The sequence below is a fragment of the Pseudomonas sp. BE134 genome (assembly GCF_031456105.1).
Taxonomy (GTDB): domain Bacteria; phylum Pseudomonadota; class Gammaproteobacteria; order Pseudomonadales; family Pseudomonadaceae; genus Aquipseudomonas.
In genome coordinates, this window is sequence record NZ_JAVDUA010000023.1 from 21,336 (window position 1) to 40,770 (window position 19,435).

Here is a 19,435-nt window from a genome sequence, read left to right on the forward strand (position 1 = left end):
AAGCGAATAAGCTATCAGCATTCTTGTAACGGGATCAAGCGCCATCGATCCAGTCTGTTTTCCCGTCCCATTCGGAGTATCTGATGACCACCCTCGCCTCCTTCACTCCCGGCCGTGGCTTGACCCTTGAATTGCAAGGACACATCGCCACGCTCGAATTCAGCCGTCCGCCGCTGAACTTTTTCGACCAGGAACTGATCTTGGATCTGCTCGCCGCACTGGAGTATCTGGACCAGCTGCCGAGCTGCCGCGTCGTTATTCTCCAAGCCGAAGGAAAGACCTTTTGTGCAGGTGCCGACTTCAGTGGATTGGCGCAGACCGGTGAAAAAATCCACCCTCGTCAGCTGTACAAACACGCCGTGGGCCTGTTCCGCACGGCCAAGCCATTGATCGTCGTGGTAGAGGGTGCCGCCATCGGTGGAGGCTTGGGCCTGGCACTCGTCGGCGACTATCGCGTCACCAGCGAGAAGGCCCGTTTTTCTGCCAATTTCAATCGCCTGGGCATGCACCAAGGCTTCGGCATTTCTGTTACGCTGCCGCGCATCGTTGGCCTACAGATGGCGTCTTTGTTGATCGCCACCGGACGTCGCATCGATGGCGCAGAAGCTGTCCGTATCGGTCTGGCGGATATGCTTGCGGCGCCTGGCGAAGAACGTCAGGCTGCTCGCGCCCTGGCTGAAGAAATCGCTCTGAGTGCACCCCTTGCCGTCATGTCGAGCCGCCAAACCCTACGTGCCGGCCTCGCCGACTCGGTGGATGCAATAATCGACCGCGAAGCCACCGAGCAAGAGTGGCAGGTCCTCACCAGCGATTTTGCCGAGGGCAACAAGGCGATGCGTGAGCGTCGCGTTCCTGAATTCACCGGTAACTGATCATTCGTCCATGAACACGTCCGACCAAAGCACCCCGAACACTGCGCGTCGATCCAAAGTGGAAATGCGCGCCCAGGCAGAACGTTGCATGCTGGAGGCAGCACGCCAGATCGTCGCGCGCAAAGGCTGGATTGGCATCACCTTGGCCGAAGTCGGTCTGCAAGCCGGTTACAGTCGCGGCCTGGCAGCGCATCACTTCGGTACCAAGGCTGGCCTGCTACGGGCTTTGGCCGGGTTCGTGAATACCAGGTTCATGGATGTCGTCGAGGACAAGGCGCCCCGACGCGAGCCGGGACTGGACACCTTGCTCGGCTACATCGATGCGTACTTCCTGCGCGACGACGCCGAATGGACCAACGCCCGCGCTTTGCTCGCCTTGATGGCAGAGGGCGTGACGGTGGAGTCGGAATCCGCAGCGATACTGGCCGAGTACAACAACTCCGTACGGATGACCCTCGCCAAACAGATCGAAATCGGCATCGGCAATGGCGAGATCCATGCCGACAACGATCCGTTGACAGCTGCCACCGTGCTGATTGGCACGATGCGCGGCATGATGCTCCAGTTGCTGCTCGATCCATCGACGGCTGACTCGGCGCTGCTGCATAAGCAACTGCTTCGACTGATCAAGACCCTGCTGACCTCGCCCTGCGATTAAATCGCGGCAATAAAAAAGCGCCCACCGGTTCTCACCTGTGGGCGCTATCCATCCAGACTATCGCTTGATCATCGCATCCACCATCTGCCGCACCTGCTCGGTGAAGGGTGGCCGGGTGATGTCCGGTCCGTCTGCGGCGCGCAGTACCGGCTTCGGATGACTGAAGGTGACAAAGCCCTGGTGCCCCAGGTAACTGCCCATACCGCTGTTGCCAACCCCGCCGAAAGGCAGACTATCGACACTGGCGTGCAGGGCCACGTTATTGATCGTCACTCCACCCGAAACGGTGCGTTCAAGGACAAATTTTTCCTCGGCCGCATCGCTGCCGAAGTAGTACAGCCCCAGCGGACGCGGATGAGCGTTGATGTAGGCAACCACCTCATGCATGTCCTTGTAAGGCTTGATCGGCAACAGCGGCCCGAAAATCTCGTCCTGCATGATCTTCAGTTCGTCACTCGGATCGCACAGCAAGGTCGGGATCATCTTGTGATGTGGCTGATCGGCGAAATCCTCCTGCGCCGGATTCAACTCGATCAATTCGACGCCAGCCGCACGGGCCTCCTCAAGGTAGCCCAGCAGGCGTTCGTAGTGGCGGGTGTTGATGACCGAGGTGTAATCCGGATTGTCCTTGAGGCTCGGATAGGATTTGGCGACCGCCGCCTTGGCATGCTCGATGAATTCTTCCATCGACTCTTCGGGAATAAACACATGATCCGGCGCAAGGCAGACCTGGCCGGCATTCAATAGCTTGCCCGCCATGATCTTGCTCACTGCTGCCTTGAGGTCAGCGGAACGCGAAACGATGGCTGGCGACTTCCCACCTAGCTCCAGGGTCACCGGCACCAGATTCTCGGCGGCGGCGCGCATTACATGCTTGCCAACACTGCTCGCTCCGGTGAACAGCAGATGATCGAACGGCAGGCTGCAGAATGCCTGGCCGACCTCGGCGCCGCCGGTGACGATGGCTATCTCATCCTCGGCGAAGGTGGCGCTGAACATCCGTTGCATCAACTCGGCACACTTGGGGTTCAATTCCGAGACTTTGACCATCGCCCGGTTACCGGCGGACAGCGCACTGGCCAACCCCTGGATGACCATGCCCACCGGGAAATTCCAGGCAGTAACAATACCCACCACGCCCAGCGGTTGGTACTGAATCCAGGCTTCGCCACGATCGGCGGCACGTTGCTCGGGCTGCATCCACTCGGCAATCCTGGCCTTGGTTTTTTTCAACGACGAAAGTGGACCCAGCAGGTCGATGATGCGAGTCAGGTCGTGGCTGCGATGGCCAAAGTCGGCCGCCGTCGCCTCAACGATTTCCTGCTTGTACTCGACCAGCATGCCGATCAGGCGATCGAACAGTTCGCAGCGTTGTTCGGCAGTCCAGATGTCATTCGACAGATAAGCGGTCCGCTGCATGGCGAGAATGCCACGCATGCGCACCACTTCAGGGTGTTCGATGTTGCTCATTGGAGGGTTTACCTTCTCATTGTGGGTTGATACGACCCTTCAGGTCGGCGCGGAGTACTGCTTCCGCGCCGCTACAGGTCAATCGAGTTTTTTCATTTTGGTGGTATCCAGGCGGACCAGGCCGAAGGCCATGCCGTACTGAATCGCACCGGTTTCGTTGACCTTGATCGCCGAGTACATGCCATTGAAACGCGGATCGCTGCCGGTATGGATCTTCAACACGGTGTCGCCGCTGTCGAGGTCCATGCCGATGTGATAGCGGTCGTTCCAGTCGCGGGTGAAGTAACCATCAATGATCGCCATCCGGCCGCCACCACTGATCATCGGCACCGTAGAGATCGACGACACGTCGTTGCGCATCCACAGCTGTTTCCACCCATTACTGCCCTGGTCCCACTTCAACATCGCCACACCTTTCGGCCCCGGTCGCGTAGCACCGTTGAGCATGCTCACGTAATAGTTGTCGCGCGCCAGGTAAGGGGCATCCTTGCTGATGATGTTGTTGACCACGAAGGCATAGTCGCCGTAGGTCGACACTGATTGCTCGGATTGAACGGTTTCGACGTCGTCGCCCACGTCCACTTGCCGCTGGTCAGCGATGCGCGCCGAAAGCGTGCCGGGCTTCTGCTGCCAGCCAGCCGGCAACTGATCACGCCAAAACGCTACCAGGCGCATTTTCTGCGCGCCGTCGGTGATTACCACGAGTTTATCTTCGTCCGGTCCGAAGCCCATCAAGGTCGGTGTCGAGCCCGTGCCGTCGGCGACTTTCAAGGCGGAAATACGGATGCCTCGGTCATACGCGGCCTTCCAGGCACCGCTGGCGTCATCGCTGTGGATCTTGCCGTTGGCATCCACCACCAGGCGATACATGTTCTGGTTCGAGGCCACGTAGACCGCCCCGCCACCCGCCTCATCGCCATTGGCAAAACCGTTGAGGAACAGTTCGTCCGCGCCATCGACGGCATAGGTATCGACGATTTCCAGGTTTTTTGGATTGAGGGTAATGACTTTGCCGCCAACCGTGTTGAGCACCAGATAGCCGTTGAACGTCATGCCCATGCCGAAATTGAAATCGACCGTGAAATCAGTGCCGCGCTTGACCTTCTCGTTGTCGTAGAGCGTTTCCGGCAGCACACGCACCAGCGGCGTGCCCATGGCTGAGTCAGGCTTTTTCGGATCGACCTGGTCGACCCGGAAAATCTGCCGGCCACCGGCACCAATGAAGGCATCTTCGCGGGTCAGCATCGAATAGAGGGCGCCGCCACGCAGCTGATCATTGATGCTGCTGATGACTCGATTGGGCTGCCCGCGCATGTAATCGAGCAAACCCTGCTCGTCCTTGTTGTCGAGCAAGCGTTTGACATCCTGGGTCTGCTTCAGGCGTTGCTTGTCATCGACCTTCTGGAAATCAGGCAACTTCAGCGGCATTTCGGTGCGAGCCACTTCCACCAGTTTGCCGTCGATCTGGTTGTACTTGCGCAGGCCCAGGCCCGACCACCACCACGTGACCATGGTGTCACCGACCTTGTCGACAAAGTGCGGCATACCACCCGCATCGCTGGGCAGGTACGTCAACGACTCCGGCGTCAGCTCGTAGGAACCACGCGGTACCGCAATCTCGGTACTGTCGGTCTGGGCGCTGTTCCAATGGGCCTGGTTGCTGAAGGTCTGGGCCAGATAAGGATTCATCGGCGGCGGGGTCTGGGCAGCCGCCATCGCGGATAGACCGGCCAGCGCCAGGCACGCCCCCAGCTGTGCGAAGCGAAGCTTTGTGATTGTTATGCTTCTCATTGTGCAACTCCTTGAAGGAATGAACTCGGTGCCAAGGCGCTAATCGCGCTGACGCGACACCTGCGACGCAGAGCCTACGAAGCCCCAGTCATTCACTCCCCCCCCCATGATGAGTAGGTCCCTCCCCGCGATCTGCCGTTGCAGCACATTCATCCCCCCCCACCGCGGGGAGGGATGCAGCGACAGCCACCCCGGCAGCATTCCTCCAGTCCCTCGGACATATGGCTCACCCCCCAGGAGTCGCCTGCCGATCCTTTTACAGACACTGGAGTCCGTAATGCACATTCAACGATCCATCTTTCGCGAAGATCATGAAATGTTTCGCGAGACCGCCCGCCGCTTCTTCGAGCGCGAATGCGTGCCCCGTCAGGCCGAATGGGACGAGGCCGGCAAGGTCGACCGCCAGACCTGGCTCAAGGCCGGTCGCGAAGGTTTGTTGTGCTCCATGGTTCCTGCGGTGTATGGCGGTGGCGGTGGAGACTTCGGCCACGCGACAGTCATCAACGAAGAAATGCACCGTGCGGGTGTGTCTGGCGTCAGCTTCGGCCTGCACTCGGACATCATTGCGATGTACATCGTGCGTTTCGGTACGGAGGAACAAAAGCATCGTTGGCTGCCGAGCATCTGCAGTGGCGAAACCATCCTCGCCCTCGGCATGACCGAGCCAGGCAGCGGCAGTGACCTGAAGGCTGCGCGAACCACCGCGGTCCGTGATGGCGACGAATACGTCATCAATGGCAGCAAGACATTCATCAGCAGTGGCCTCAACTGCGACATGGTTCTGGTGGCCTGCAAAACCGACCCGACGGCAGGTTCCAAAGGCATCAGCCTGATCATGGTTGAAACCAGTCGCGAAGGTTTTCGACGTGGCCGCAAGCTCGACAAGGTAGGCCAGCGTGCGTCCGACACCGCGGAGATGTTTTTCGACGATGTGCGCGTGCCCGTCGACAACCTGCTGGGCGAAGAAGGTAAAGGCTTCGCCTACATGATGCAGGAGCTGCCACAGGAGCGACTGGGCATCGCCATCTACGCCGCCATTCGCCTGGAACGTCTGCTGGAACAGACCATCGAGTACGTCAAGGACCGCAAGGCCTTCGGTGGGACGGTGTGGGATTTTCAAAACACCAAATTCAAGCTGGCCGATGCCAAGGCTGCCTCGGTCGCGGTGCGCACTATGGTCGATTACTACATCAGCGAACACATGCGTCGCAAGCTGACCGTAGAAGAAGCCGCCATCGCCAAACTGTTCGCCACCGAGACCCTGTGGAAACACCTGGACGACATGGTCCAGTTGCACGGTGGTTACGGCTACATGCTCGAGTACCCGGTGGCCCGCGCCTTTGTCGACCTGCGCGTTTCACGCGTCTTCGGCGGCACCAACGAAGTCCAGCGCGAATTGATCGCCCGCAAACTTTAACCCCCTTTTTTTTACCGAGAGCAAAGACATGAGCGACAAAGTAATCGTTGCCGGCGTCGGCATGATTCCCTTCAGCAAGCCGGGCGCCAGCCCGACCTACACCGAGATGGGCGCAGAAGCGCTGCGCCTTGCGCTGAAGGACGCAGGGATTGGCTACGACAAAATCCAGATGGCCTTCACCGGCTACGTGTTCGGCGACTCCACCAGTGGCCAGACCGCCCTGTACGAGGTGGGCCTTACCGGTATTCCGGTGGTCAACGTCAACAACAACTGCTCCACCGGTTCTACTGCCCTGTATCTGGCCCGCGCCGCCGTGGCCTGTGGTCAGGTCGAATGCGCCCTGGCGTTGGGCTTCGAGCAGATGCAGGCTGGCGCGCTGAGATCGCATTGGGATGACCGTCCTCGCCCCCGCGCGCGCTTTCTGCACGTACTTGAATCGCTCACCGCAGATGCTGCCGACATCCCTCAGGCCTTGCGCGGTTTCGGCGGTGCCGGTCGTGAGCACATGCAACGCTACGGCACCTCGATGGAGGCCTTCGCCGCGATCCGCTCCAAGGCCAGCCGCCACGCCGCCAACAACCCGTTGGCGCTGTTCAAGAACGTGGTCACCACCGAAGAAGTGATGAATGACAAGGTCATCTGGCCGGGCGTCATGACTCGCCTGATGGCATGTCCGCCGACCTGCGGTGGCGCTGCCGCGATTGTTTGCAGCGAAGCCTTTGCCAAAAAACACGGCTTGCGCACTGACGTCGCGATCCTTGCCCAATCGATGACCACCGACGTGGTCGAGTCCTTCGACCCGCCGTCGATGATCAGCTTCGCCGGTTTTCACATGGCCCAGGCTGCCGCCAGCCAGGTCTACGAACAAGCAGGCATCGGCCCCGAAGACATCCGCGTGGTCGAACTGCACGACTGCTTCGCCCACAACGAATTGCTGACCTATGAAGCTCTGGGGTTTTGCCCGATCGGCGAGGCCGAACGTTTCATTCTCGATGGCGACAACACTTATGGCGGGAAGGTCGTAACCAACCCGTCCGGCGGTCTGCTCTCCAAGGGCCACCCGCTGGGCGCCACCGGCCTTGCCCAGTGCTATGAGCTGACCCACCAGCTGCGCGGCACCGCCAACAAGCGCCAGGTGGAAGGCGTGGAGATTGCCCTGCAACACAACCTGGGCCTGGGTGGCGCCTGTGTCGTCACGCTGTTTGGTAAAAATTGATCGCCCTGTTCAGGCGCGTTTTGACATAGGAGCCAAGTGAACATGGCAGACAAAAATCTAATCGGGCACAAAATCGGCGCGTACAGCGTCGATGTTGAAAAGGGTCGCCTGCGCTTCTTTGCCAAGGCCATCGGCGAAGCCGATCCGGTCTACATCGACGAAACCGCCGCGATGGCGGCCGGCCACAAATCCTTGCCGGTCCCTCCGACCTTCCTCAAGTGTCTGGAAAGCGAAGGCCGCGATGTGGTGGAACTGCTCAATCTGGTTGGCTTTGACCTCGGCCGAGTCCTCCACGCCGAGCAGTCCTTCGTCTACTACAAAATGGCCTACGCCGGCGATGTACTGACCTTCGATGGTTTCATCTCCGACCTTTACGAAAAAAAAGGTGGTGCCCTTCAGTTCGTGGTCATTGAAGCACGCGTCACCAATCAGGATGGCGCGCACATCGCCGATATCCGCTCCTCCCTTGTGCAGCGCTAAGGAGTCGTCATGAGCGTTCAATTTTCCGATATCCAGGTCGGTGACGAGATCCCGCTGCTCAAGCTGCAGCCGGTTAACCGCACCATCCTCGCCTTGTATTGCGGCGCGTCGGGTGATCACAACCCGATCCACGTCGACCTCGACTTCGCCCGCAAGTCGCGGATGGACGATGTGTTCGCCCACGGCATGTTGTCCGCGGCGTACCTCGGACGCCTGCTGACCGCCTGGGTGCCGCAAAGCCAAATGCGCAGCCTGTCGGTGCGTTTTACCGGAATCACCCAGCTCGGACACATCCCGACCTGCACCGGCAAGGTCATCGAGAAGTTCGAAGAAGCTGGCGAGCGTCGTGTGCGCCTGGCGCTTCGCTGCGCCAATCAGTACGGCGAAGAGAAGCTGGCCGGCGAAGCCGTTGTCGCCCTCGCCTGATATTTAAACCCAAAGTCTAAGGAACAATTTCAATGAAAAAGCTTGAAGGCAAAGTCGCCCTGGTCACCGGTTCCGGTCGTGGTATCGGTCGTAGCGTCGCACTGCAACTGGCAGCCTATGGCGCTAAAGTCGTGGTCAACGATCTGGACTCGGCGCCCGCCGAAGAAGTCGTGGCTGAAATTCGCCAGGCCGGTGGTGAAGCCGTTGCCTGCGTCGGCAGCGTGACCGCCGCCGATTTCGCCGAGCGTTTCGTTCAGACTGCCGTCCAGAACTACGGTGGTATTGACATCATCATCAACAACGCTGGTTATACCTGGGACAACGTCATCCAGAAGATGACCGACGAACAATGGTACGCGATCATCGACTGCCACTTGACCGCACCGTTCCGCATCCTGCGTGCAGCCCAGCCGATCATCAGCGCCCAAGCCAAGAAAGACGCTGCCGAAGGCCGCGAAGTGTTGCGCAAGATCGTCAACATTTCCTCGGTTGCTGCTGGCGGTAACGCCGGTCAATCCAACTACTCCGCAGCCAAGGCCGGCATCATCGGCATGACCAAGACCCTGGCCAAGGAGTGGGGCCGTCTGAAGGTCAATGTCAACACTGTGGCCTTCGGTTTCATCGATACCCGATTGACCCAGGCGTTGGCTGGCGACGAGAGCAAGACCATCAATATTGAAGGTCGTGAAATCAAGGTCGGCGTTCAACAGGAGCGTATCGATACGGCCAGCTCAGCCATTCCCCTTGGACGCCCTGGCACAGCCGAAGAAGCCGCCGGTTCGGTGGTGATGTTGTGCCTGCCGGAAGCCAACTACGTCACCGGTCAGGCCCTGGTTTGCGGCGGCGGCTACGGCACCCTGTAAATCACCGTTCGTCTTGCCGGGCACTCTTCTCTCCCATGGTGGGAAGAATGCCCGGACAATGAGATTACGGCCTGGCGCTTCGCAAGTGCGACTCCCTACAAAAACAATATTGGAGGTTTCGATGTACATGACCCAAGGGCTGCAGCGCCATCGGCAGCAGCGTCCCAATGCCACGGCAATCCGTTATCAGGGCCGCAGTGTAACCTTTGCCGAACTGGGTGATCGTGTTGCCCGGCTGGCCGGCGGGCTCAAACGCCTGGGCGTGGCCAGCGGCGAGCGCGTCGCGATGCTCTCGCTCAACTCCCAACGCTATATCGAGTATTACCAGGCTGTGCCATGGGCCGATGCCGTCCTCACGCCGGTCAACATCCGCTGGAGCGCGGCAGAGATCGTCTACTCCCTGGATGACTCGCAAACCTGCGTGCTGATCGTCGATGACGCCTTCCAGAAACTGGGTACCCAGGTGGCCGTCGAGGCGAAGAGCATCCGCTTGGTGATTTATGCCGGTGACGGCGATACGCCCGAGGGCATGCTCAATTACGAAACCCTGATCGCCGAGAACGAACCGGTGGAAGACGCGCACCGTTGTGGCGATTCCCTTCTCGGAATCTTCTACACCGGCGGCACCACCGGTTTCCCCAAGGGCGTCATGCTCAGTCACAACAATATCGGTATTTCCGCCCTCGCCAACCAGGATCGTGTGGGCTATGGCGCACATACGCGCTACCTGCATGCCATGCCAATGTTCCATCTGGCCGACCTGGCTGCGATGGTCGTGCTGTTCCTCAGCGGTGGTATGCATATCGTGCTGCCTGCCTTCAAAACGCAAGAGGTGCTCGAGCAGATCAGCCGGGAGCAAGCCACGGACACCTTTCTAGCGCCGACCATGCTGCAGATGCTCCTCGACTGGCACCAGAAAAATCCGACCCATACGGCACTGGACCTGAGTTCGCTTCGGGAAATCACCTACGGTGCCTCGCCCATTACCCCAGTCTTGCTCGAGCGCGCCCGTCAGACATTCCCTGCGGCCCAGTTCGCCCAAGGCTATGGTATGACCGAAATGGCCCCTGGTATCACCATGCTGGGCGCCGAGTACCACTGCGAGGAACATCAGCGCAGCGGGAAGATGTACTCAGCCGGGCTGCCCATCAGTTGCGTGGAAATCCGCATCGCCGATGCCGAGGATCACGAAGTGCCCCGCGGCACCGTCGGCGAAATCCTGGTGCGTGGACCCAACGTCATGCTTGGTTACTGGAACAAACCGGAGGCCACCGCCGAGGCGCTTCGCGGCGGCTGGATGCATACCGGTGACGGCGGCTACATGGACGCCGATGGCTTCATCTACATCTGCGACCGCCTCAAGGACATGATTGTCAGCGGTGGCGAGAACATCTTCACCGCCGAAGTCGAGAACGCCCTTGTGAGCCATCCGGCCGTTGCCCAAGCGGCTGTGATTGGTATTCCCTGCAACAAATGGGGGGAAACAGTGCATGCCGTGATCATCCTCAAACCTGGTGCCAGCGTTACCGAAGACGGTGTGGTCGCCCATTGTCGGGAATTGATTGCCGGCTACAAGGTGCCCCGCAGTATCGAGTTTCGCACTTCATTGCCGATGTCCAGCGTCGGCAAGGTACTGAAAAACGAACTGCGCAAACCGTTCTGGGAAAACCGTCTGAGCAACGTCAACTGACGTTCGATGCCTGTAGGAGCGTCGAACGGCTGCTCCTACAAGGTATTCAGGTCGCGCCATTTGGCAATCGCTTCTTCCCTGCCGGTGGCGTCGAGCTTGGCGAACAGATTCTTGATGTGCCATTTCACCGTTTCAGGTGACACGCCAAGGGTGCGGGCAATTTTCTTGTTGGTCATGGCTTGTGCCATCAGTTGCACGACCTCACTCTCCCGCTCACTCAAGTTCGCAACCGATGAAATCACTGTGCGCCCGGCTTTTTCTGTCGGCCTGCCCGCTGCGATCAGGCGCTGTGCATAGAACGCAAGCACCGGATCAAGCGCATTGGCCTGCAGCAAATCGTTCAGCATTTGAGGCAGTTGTGGCGCAACATCGAGCAGACTGCGTACCAGGCCCAAGCGGTGTCCCAGATGCATGACTTCAATCAATTGTTCGAGCGCTTGCTCGTCACGCCCTCGCCCCTTTTCAGCGATGGACAGTTGGAGCCGGGCGATGGCCACCCACTGCCAATGCGTAGCCGTTTCACACTGGTTGATCAGCAGTGCGATTTGTTCGATCGCCACACTGAATTCGCGCTGATACAAACTCAATTCGATAGCCGCCCGCATGGCCAAAAGCTGGATGATCAGTGGCGTACCGCGATGGATGCCGGCCTGCTTGTCGGCGAGTTCCTGAAGCTCGCTCAAAAGGGCTTCGGCCTGCGAAGTATGGAGTTTTTCGAGACACCAACGCATACGCACGTACAGTGTCCAGGCGAGCAGACGGCCCAGGTCGTAGCGCTGTGCGTAGTCTTTCAAGCGATCCAGATAAAGCACGGCCTGGGTTTGCTCGCCCTTGAGCCAACAAGCGCGGCTCAGCGACAGAAGACTGTGCAAGACGATGTTGGGCATGGAAATCCGCTCAAGGATGTCGAGGCGAGGTTCAAGCAAATGGCAGACATCGGCCAGATTGTGTTGTTCGTACAACAGGCTGGCCAGGAAAGCGGCAGCAGCATGGCCAGCGACCGCGGCACTGCTGCCGTGCGATTTTGCTGCTTCCAGGGTGTTGCGAAAGATATTTTCCGCTTCACTGATGCGTCCCTCATGCACCAGGCTCATGCCGTAGATGCATCGGCCAACGAGGGTCCGGCGCGGTGAGGTATTCGGGCGATCACTGTGCTGGATGATTGCGCGCACTCGCTCGTGATCACCGCTGAACAAATACAACCAGGCAAGAATGGAGGCGCGACCGGTCAATATCAGATCGTCGGCATCGTCAGGTATCGCTTCCAGTTCCGGAGCGAAGCACCATGCCGCCTCGGTCAGGTCACGCTGCATGGCCAGCGTGCCACGCGTTACCAGCAGGCCTTGACGCTGTTGAACATTCAGCCTGTGCTGTTGAGTCTCCAACTGGTCAAGTATCTGTTGCCCCTCTGCAAAGTTATGCGCATGCAGCTGTAACTGCGCCATCACCAGTTGCAGGCTATAGCGCTCGCGCATCTGTTCCATGGGCAGCCTGCGCAGCAGGTTGGGCAATTGACTGAGAGACCCACGCGCCATCAATTCGTGCGCACAGGCTTCGACAATCTCGGCCGCGATTTGAAAATCGCCAGCCAGTACGGCGTGGCGCACCGCCTCGTCGATATGCCCCTGTTCGAGCAGCCAGTCCCGCGCCACTGCATGGAGTTTTTTTTGTTCCTCCTCGGGCTGACGGCTCAGGTGCTCGCGCAGTACCTCGCGCAACAACGGGTGGAGGCGGTACCAGGTTTCCCTGTCGTGGCTCTTGATCTGGGTGATGAACAGGTTATCGCTGTCGAGGCGGGTCAATTGGCTCATCATCCCGGCAATCGCGTGAGGCTTGCCAACAAGCCTGGCGCACAAGGGGGCGGTGAAGCGATTGCAGATCGAAGAATGAGTCAGCAACTGCCGGTCTTCGAGTGGCAAGTGGATCAACACCTCCTGCTCGAAGTACTGCGCAAAGGCCCCGGCGCCTCGCACCTGCATGCGATTGAAGTTGCTGCCGTGCCTGGATTTCAAGTCGATTGCGAACAATTGCAGGCCAGCCACCCAACCGTCGGTCAAGTCATGCAAGGCCTCGGCATCGTGGGTGCTGATCTCGCCAAACTGTCGCAAATATCGTTCCGACTCTTCGACACTGAAACGCAAGTCCCGCAGGTCATACTCGCTCAACTGACCCTGGGTGCGCAGACGCGCAAGCGGTAGTGTTGCGGGTAACGCAATGCGCGTGCCGAGCACCAGGTGAAGGTTCGGCGGTGCATAGTCGAGCAGCCAGCCCAGCACCTTGAAGTTGTCTGCATCATTGAGGTGATGCACATCATCGATCATCACCACCAGCTCAGAGCCGTGTTGAGCCACAGACTGAAGCAGGACGATGACCCAGTGTTCGAGCGCCAACTCGCCACCACCGTCCCCGAGCAACAAAGCAGCTTCTCGTGCAAGCGCGCCGTCGACCTCGGCAACGCTGGCCAACAAGCAGTTGGCCAGTCGCGCCGGCTCATTATCCTCTCCAGTCAGTGACAGCCAGGCGACGTCGAAATCAATCGCTATCAATTCCCGGCGCCAGGCCAGCAAGGTGCTGGTCTTGCCGCTTCCGGCAGGCCCCTGGATTGCGATACAGCGCTGCCGCCGCGCCTCCATCAGACGACTCATCATTGTCGTTCGGGGCATGAGCTGGCGTGCACCGCGAGGTGGAATGACCTTGGTGTCAGGGATGAGTTGAGGCACCCGATCGACTGACAGGTGGCGCTTGGGATCTTGGGGTGGCATAGCCATCGACTGAATTCCGGAGACAATCTTCTTCAAGTGCAGACCGACAGTTTAATACAGGAAGTACGCCATGCTGATTCACTGCGTTCGGTGCAAAAAAACGCGTGCGCCTTACGTGCGCACGCGAACGACATCAAGCGCGGCCGTAGAGCGTGACGACGCAGGCGCCGCCCAGACCGAGGTTGTGTTGCAGGGCGAGATTCACCCCTTCGACCTGGCGCCTGTCAGCGGTGCCGCGCAGCTGGTGTGTCAGTTCATAGCACTGAGCCAGACCTGTGGCCCCCAGCGGATGGCCCTTGGAGAGCAGCCCACCGGATGGGTTAGTCACCACACGCCCGCCGTAGGTGTTATCGCCATCGAGCACGAATTTTTCGGCGCCTCCTACCGGGCACAGACCCAAGGCTTCGTAGGTCAGTAGCTCATTCTGGGCAAAGCAGTCATGCATTTCGGCAACCAGGATATCCTGCGGCCCGACACCCGCCTTCTCGTACACCTCTTGAGCGGCACGCTGGGTCATGTCGAAACCGACCGTCTGGATCATCGATGCCGGTTCGAAGGAAACCCCACGATCAGTGGTCATCGATTGCGCCATGATCATCACGTCAGTGCGCAGACCATGTTTCTTGGCGAACGCTTCGCTACAGATGATCGCAGCGGCTGCGCCACAGGTAGGCGGGCAAGCCATCAGACGTGTCATCACACCCGGCCAGAGCACTTGATCGTTCATCACATCTTCGGTGGTGACGATTTTACGGAACAGCGCGAGCGGGTTGTTTGCGGCATGACGGCTGGCCTTGGCGCGAATCGCGGCAAATGTGCTCATCTCGGTGCCATAACGCTGCATGTGTTCACGCCCCGCACCACCAAACTGGCGCAGCGTCATCGGAACGCCGATCGCGCCAGCGTCAGCGGTCAGTTCGTCCGAGACCTGAAGGTGCTTGCCCATGCATGCCGGACGATCAGTAAACACCGCACCCAGGGCGCCGGGTTGCATTTGCTCGAAGCCCAGGGCCAAGGCGCATTCCACCGCCCCGCTTTCCACGGCCTGGCGAGCCAGGTACAGGGCTGTGGAACCCGTGGAGCAGTTGTTGTTTACGTTCACTACCGGAACGCCACTCATGCCCACTTCGTAGAGTGCCGATTGGCCGCAGGTAGAATCGCCATAGACATATCCGACATAAGCCTGTTGAACCAGGTGATAGTCCAGTCCTGCGTCTTTCAATGCCTGACGAGTAGCTTCAGCGCCCATTTCGATATACGACCCACTGGCCCCAGGCTTCAGAAACGGGATCATGCCAACCCCGGCAACGTACGGTTTGTGCGACATCACATTCTCCATAAAAAATTCAGCCCACTGCGGCTTCTCGCTTTGCTCGATATCCCGAGCAATCCAGGCTGTCATCGTTACGAAATCAGCTGCAGGCTGTACCCGCGTCCTGCGGGGGGGATTGGGGTGGCCCCCCCCTTCTTCGCCCAATTGCGTTTGCCCTCGCGAGTAATTTAGTCATTGCATAAACGTGCTGTAATCGGCCTAAAATCTTTCAAAAGCCTTTGAAATCCGCAGCAGACTGGATTAGCCATGCTTCCGAGTTCCCCGCCAATTACCACCCGCTTCTCGCCGCCACGCATCAGCAGTCACGCAGTGCTGCGGGAGACGCTGCTGGCCCGCCTGCAAGCGGCTCGGGATTGCCGCCTGACCCTGATCAATGGCAGCGCGGGGTTCGGCAAGACCACACTGATGGCGCAGTGGCGACAAAGCCTGATCAAAGACGGCAACATTGTCGTATGGCTATCTCTCGCCCAGGAGGATGGCGTCCCGGAGTCGTTCTGCGCCAACCTCATCTGCACCCTCCAAAATGCTGGTGTCCCCCTGGAGGACGATCTCTTGCTGTTGATCGAGCGCGAGTCACTGGACGGCCTGCTCGCGCTGGCGTCGGTGATGATCAACACCTTGGCGCGGGTCAGCAGTGCGCTGTACTTGATGATCGATGATTTCCATTTCGCCACCGATCCACGCATTTCCCGCCTGATTCAACTGATAGTGGATGGTGCTCCGGCGCAGCTTCACATTGTGCTGGCCTCACGGGTGAATCCCAATCTGAAGCTCGGCCGACTACGAGCGATGGCAGAGCTCTGTGAGATCAACGCCACCGAGCTTGGTTTTGATTTCAACGAGTCCCTGGCCTTCCTCAAGGCCTATCTGGACGAAGGCATCGATATGGAACTGGCGCACTCCATCCACGACAACACGGATGGCTGGCCCATTGGCCTGCAATTGATGTCCATCTCGCTCAAGGCCAACCCGCGCAAGGAAGCGAAGATCCATCGACTGCTACCCGGCAACAGCGATTTGCAGGACTACCTGGCCGAAGACGTGGTGAACGGGTTACCCACGGAGGTCATCGGATTTCTCGAGAAAATCTCGATTTTGCGCCGCTTCAATGCGCAGGTAGCCGAGCACGTCAGCCAGTCACCGCAAGCCGCCGAACTGATTGCCAGCATCGAGAACCGCAACCTGTTCATCCTGCCTGTCGACATGGAGAGCCAGCAGCAGTGGTACCGGTTGCATCCGCTATTCGCCGAATACCTGCAACAACGCTTGACCGCGTCGGATGCAGACTTGCCCCGACTGCACCTGCGTGCGGCGCATTGGTTCGAACACGCCGGGATGCTGAGCGAAGCGACCCGTCATGCGGTACTCAGCGAAGACCTTGAGGAACTGGTCTGGCTGCTGGAACGAAAGCAGCCGACCTACCACAGCCTGAGTCATTTGGGTCAATTCATGCGCTGGCTCGATTGTGTGCCCCTGGAACAATTGACACAGCACCCCAAGGTGCTACTTCAAGGTGCCTGGGGCTGCTTGTTGACGATGCTGACCAGTAAGGCGGAAACCTGGATCGACGTGCTCGAAAAAAGTCCGGCGACCAAGACCAACTGGAAGCCACAAATCGATCTCGCCAAAGCAGCGATCGCTTTGCAACACGATGACCTGGCACGTTGCAGCGAGCTCGTCCAGGGATTGCCAGAGCGCAGCTTCACGCACCCGTTCAATGAGCGGATGCGTGTCTGCCTGTACATCAACTGCCTGGTCTACCTCGGACTTCAGCAACAAGCCTGGGAATACCTCAATAGCCCTGAATGCCAAACGCTGCGCACCAGCCATGACGAGTTGGCGCTGATGATCGTCGCCACCGTTGCCCATGGGGTATTACTCAATGGAAACGTCATAGAGGCCTCACGGCATCTCATTGATGTTCTACTCCTGGCGGAGCGCAATCACGGTCGTCGTTCAGTCAGCGCATGCACCTGCGCGGTGGCGGTCGCCGAAGCGCACTACGAGATGGATCGCATTGACGATGTACGCGAAGCCTTGAGCAATCGTCTCGATCTTTTGCGATTCGCTCCGCCATCGGTGACCATCTCTGCGATGATCAGTGTCGCTCGCATGAACTACTTGCAGGAGTCCACGGCCAGTGCGCTGACTTACCTGGCCAAGATGGCGATGGAGTTTCGTGCTCGGGGATTCGATCGCGCACTGGCCCATAACCTGACCGAGCAAATACGCTTCCTGCTTGGAAACGGCGATTGGCGACAGTGCGAAAGTCAGAGGGCCGGCCTTGACGCGCTGACCCATCGCCACTCGGGCGACACGCCACTTGCGCAGGAAATCAGTGCCCTCGCGGCCCTTTCGCGCGCGCGCATCTGCCTGGCCAGGCAAGAGCCGGATCGCGCCCTCCTGGCCCTGGACATCGTCGAGCAGTTCGCCAGTCGCTACTGTCGAGGTAAATGGCGAATCCAGTCGGGCTTGTTGCGTGCCGTTGCGCTCAATGATTTTGGACGCTCGGCAGAATCCACCGTGCTATTGCGTGAAGTCGTCGGTGAAAGCTATCGGCTGGGCCTGGTGCGCACTCTATTGGATGAAGGCCCTTCCCTGCTGGCCCTGCTGGCCAGTCTGGATTGCCGTGACGATCCGGTCCTGGACAGTTACCGCAATCGGTTGGCGGCCGTCCCGTTGAACTGCGCCAGCACTGGCCCTGCATCGTCACGTGCAATGAAAGATTCGTCGGCGGGGGAGTCCTCGCTGTTTACCAAGCGGGAACTGGAAATCATCAGTTTGCTTGAACAGTCGATGCCCAACAAACGCATCGCCCAGACCCTGAATCTCAGTCAGGAAACCATCAAGTGGAACTTCAAGAACATCTACACCAAGCTGGGTGTGTCGTCCCGCTATGAGGCATTGACTGCGTTGAGACAAAGGGCAGAACAATAAGAGACGTTGTAGGAGCGAGCTTGCTCGCGATGGACGTCTGGAAAATGCGGTCACTCAGGCCGCACGCGTTACCGTTGACGTTTATCGCGAGCAAGCTCGCTCCTACGGGGGATCGTTCGAGACAACAGGAGTGATCAGCGAATTCCTGCGTTGCGCAATGCCGCCGGAGTGTAATCGGCCAGTTTCGGCTGGACGCCGTACTCGATCCCTTCCTTAAACTCGTTACCCAATGCCATGGCCAGGTAGCGACCGGCAACCAGGTCATATAGCACCTGACCTGCGTAAATCCCGGCGCCTTGTTCGTAGTCGTTCATCGCCATACCTTCACCGACACGCCACAACTGGCCACGACCGTCGTAATGGTCGACTTCTGCCAATTGCCAGGTGTCTTCGTCGAAGTACATATGACGCTTGGCGTAGATGTGACGCTCACCCGGTTTCAGGGTGCCTTCCACTTCCCACACCCGGTGCAGTTCGTAGCGGGTCAAGTCCTGATTGATGTGCCCGGCCTTGAGAATGTCGGCGTATTTCAACGAGGGCGAAGCCAGGCGGTAGTTGTTGTAAGGAATGTACAACTCCTTTTTACCGATCAGCTTCCAGTCATAGCGATCCGGGGCACCGTTGAACAGATCGCCATTATCCGAGGTCCGCATGCCGTCCGACGCGGTACCAGGCCCGTCGTAGGCAATCTGCGGTGCACGTCGTACGCGGCGCTGACCGGCGTTGTAGACCCAGGCCAGACGGGGCTCCTTGACCTGATCGATGGTCTCGTGCAGCAGCACCACGTTACCGGCCAGGCGCGCGGGCGCAGTCACGCGCTGTATGTAGTAGGCGAATATATTGTCACTGTTTGCCTTGTCGTCACCGATCATGTATTGCGGGAATGCCATTTCGTCCTGGAACTCGACGACGGTAAACGATCCATCCACCTGCGGTGTGGCCTGGACCGACTGGCGTCGCTGATTGAGGCCACGATAGCGCGTCAGATGGTTCCAGAGCACCTCGACTCCGCTCTTCGGAATCGGGAATGCGAAGTTGCGAGATTCGCTGAAATTGGTCAATCCATTACCGCCGTCGATCGGTTGGGTGTTCAACGCACTCTTTTTCGCGACGTCGTAGATCTCCTGCGGGGCAGCGGCTGTGCGGTGTGTTTTGTATACCGGTATCTTGTAGGTGGCGGGATAGCGATTGAGCATCGCCAATTGTCCCGCGCTGAGCTTGTCTTTGTACTGCGCGGCGTTAGCCGGAGTGATTGTGAACAACGGTTTTTCACCCGCAAATGGATCGCCCAAGAACCGATGGCTGACCGGTGCCGCGCCGGGCTTCAAGCCACCCGTCCACGCCGGAATGCTGCCATCGGCATTGCCCTCCTTCTGCGCGCCGAGCGGGGTTAGGGTAGTACCCAGTTTCGCCGCCTCTTCCTGAGAAACGGCTGCCATCACCTGGCCGGCCAGCAGGGTCAGCGCAAGCGCGCCTATATGCATCATTGTTGTTGTTTTCATGCTTGGTTTCTCTCGACT

At 59.0% G+C, this 19,435-nt stretch carries 14 protein-coding genes; 9 read left to right on the plus strand and 5 right to left on the minus strand.

What is annotated here, in order from left to right:
* The first annotated feature begins 83 nt into the window (after positions 1-83).
* Both J2Y56_RS19095 and J2Y56_RS19100 read left to right on the plus strand, forming a co-directional pair.
* Positions 84-872, plus strand: a complete 789-nt coding sequence (locus J2Y56_RS19095; RefSeq protein WP_310335316.1) for an enoyl-CoA hydratase/isomerase family protein — start codon at positions 84-86, stop codon at positions 870-872.
* Between the two features lie 10 nt (positions 873-882).
* Positions 883-1,530 (plus strand): TetR/AcrR family transcriptional regulator, encoded by a 648-nt coding sequence (locus tag J2Y56_RS19100; RefSeq protein WP_310335315.1) that lies wholly within the window; start codon positions 883-885, stop codon positions 1,528-1,530.
* Positions 1,531-1,587: 57 nt separating this feature from the next.
* On the opposite strand, the gene J2Y56_RS19105 is transcribed toward J2Y56_RS19100, so the two are convergent.
* Both J2Y56_RS19105 and J2Y56_RS19110 read right to left on the minus strand, forming a co-directional pair.
* Positions 1,588-3,000, minus strand: a complete 1,413-nt coding sequence (locus tag J2Y56_RS19105) for a coniferyl aldehyde dehydrogenase (protein ID WP_310352007.1) — start codon at positions 2,998-3,000, stop codon at positions 1,588-1,590.
* 78 nt (positions 3,001-3,078) lie between these two features.
* On the minus strand, positions 3,079-4,791 hold the full coding sequence (locus tag J2Y56_RS19110) for a hypothetical protein (protein WP_310335313.1): 1,713 nt from the start codon (positions 4,789-4,791) through the stop codon (positions 3,079-3,081).
* 277 nt (positions 4,792-5,068) lie between these two features.
* Here J2Y56_RS19110 and J2Y56_RS19115 point away from each other — a divergent pair, with 277 nt between their 5' ends.
* The 6 genes from J2Y56_RS19115 (at position 5,069) to J2Y56_RS19140 (ending at position 10,883) form a co-directional block, all read left to right on the plus strand.
* Positions 5,069-6,208: an acyl-CoA dehydrogenase family protein gene (locus J2Y56_RS19115; protein ID WP_310335311.1), complete on the plus strand. Its 1,140-nt coding sequence runs from the start codon at positions 5,069-5,071 to the stop codon at positions 6,206-6,208.
* A gap of 28 nt (positions 6,209-6,236) precedes the next feature.
* On the plus strand, positions 6,237-7,424 hold the full coding sequence (locus tag J2Y56_RS19120) for a lipid-transfer protein (protein WP_310352011.1): 1,188 nt from the start codon (positions 6,237-6,239) through the stop codon (positions 7,422-7,424).
* A gap of 42 nt (positions 7,425-7,466) precedes the next feature.
* Entirely contained in the window at positions 7,467-7,904 is a 438-nt protein-coding gene (locus J2Y56_RS19125) for a MaoC family dehydratase N-terminal domain-containing protein (RefSeq protein WP_310335309.1), read from the plus strand.
* A gap of 9 nt (positions 7,905-7,913) precedes the next feature.
* Positions 7,914-8,330: a MaoC family dehydratase gene (locus tag J2Y56_RS19130; protein ID WP_310335308.1), complete on the plus strand. Its 417-nt coding sequence runs from the start codon at positions 7,914-7,916 to the stop codon at positions 8,328-8,330.
* Positions 8,331-8,362: 32 nt separating this feature from the next.
* Positions 8,363-9,193: an SDR family NAD(P)-dependent oxidoreductase gene (locus tag J2Y56_RS19135; protein ID WP_310335306.1), complete on the plus strand. Its 831-nt coding sequence runs from the start codon at positions 8,363-8,365 to the stop codon at positions 9,191-9,193.
* A 121-nt stretch (positions 9,194-9,314) separates the two neighbouring features.
* On the plus strand, positions 9,315-10,883 hold the full coding sequence (locus tag J2Y56_RS19140; RefSeq protein ID WP_310335304.1) for a long-chain-fatty-acid--CoA ligase: 1,569 nt from the start codon (positions 9,315-9,317) through the stop codon (positions 10,881-10,883).
* 35 nt (positions 10,884-10,918) lie between these two features.
* Here the strand turns inward: J2Y56_RS19140 and J2Y56_RS19145 are convergent, their stop codons facing one another.
* Positions 10,919-13,651 (minus strand): LuxR C-terminal-related transcriptional regulator, encoded by a 2,733-nt coding sequence (locus J2Y56_RS19145; protein ID WP_310335302.1) that lies wholly within the window; start codon positions 13,649-13,651, stop codon positions 10,919-10,921.
* Positions 13,652-13,778: 127 nt separating this feature from the next.
* Positions 13,779-14,972, minus strand: a complete 1,194-nt coding sequence (locus J2Y56_RS19150; protein ID WP_310335300.1) for a lipid-transfer protein — start codon at positions 14,970-14,972, stop codon at positions 13,779-13,781.
* 252 nt (positions 14,973-15,224) lie between these two features.
* Between J2Y56_RS19150 and J2Y56_RS19155 the strand changes: the two genes are divergently transcribed.
* Positions 15,225-17,915, plus strand: a complete 2,691-nt coding sequence (locus J2Y56_RS19155; RefSeq protein ID WP_310352013.1) for a LuxR C-terminal-related transcriptional regulator — start codon at positions 15,225-15,227, stop codon at positions 17,913-17,915.
* A gap of 134 nt (positions 17,916-18,049) precedes the next feature.
* On the opposite strand, the gene J2Y56_RS19160 is transcribed toward J2Y56_RS19155, so the two are convergent.
* Entirely contained in the window at positions 18,050-19,417 is a 1,368-nt protein-coding gene (locus J2Y56_RS19160) for a DUF1329 domain-containing protein (protein ID WP_310335296.1), read from the minus strand.
* Between the last annotated feature and the right edge of the window lie 18 nt (positions 19,418-19,435).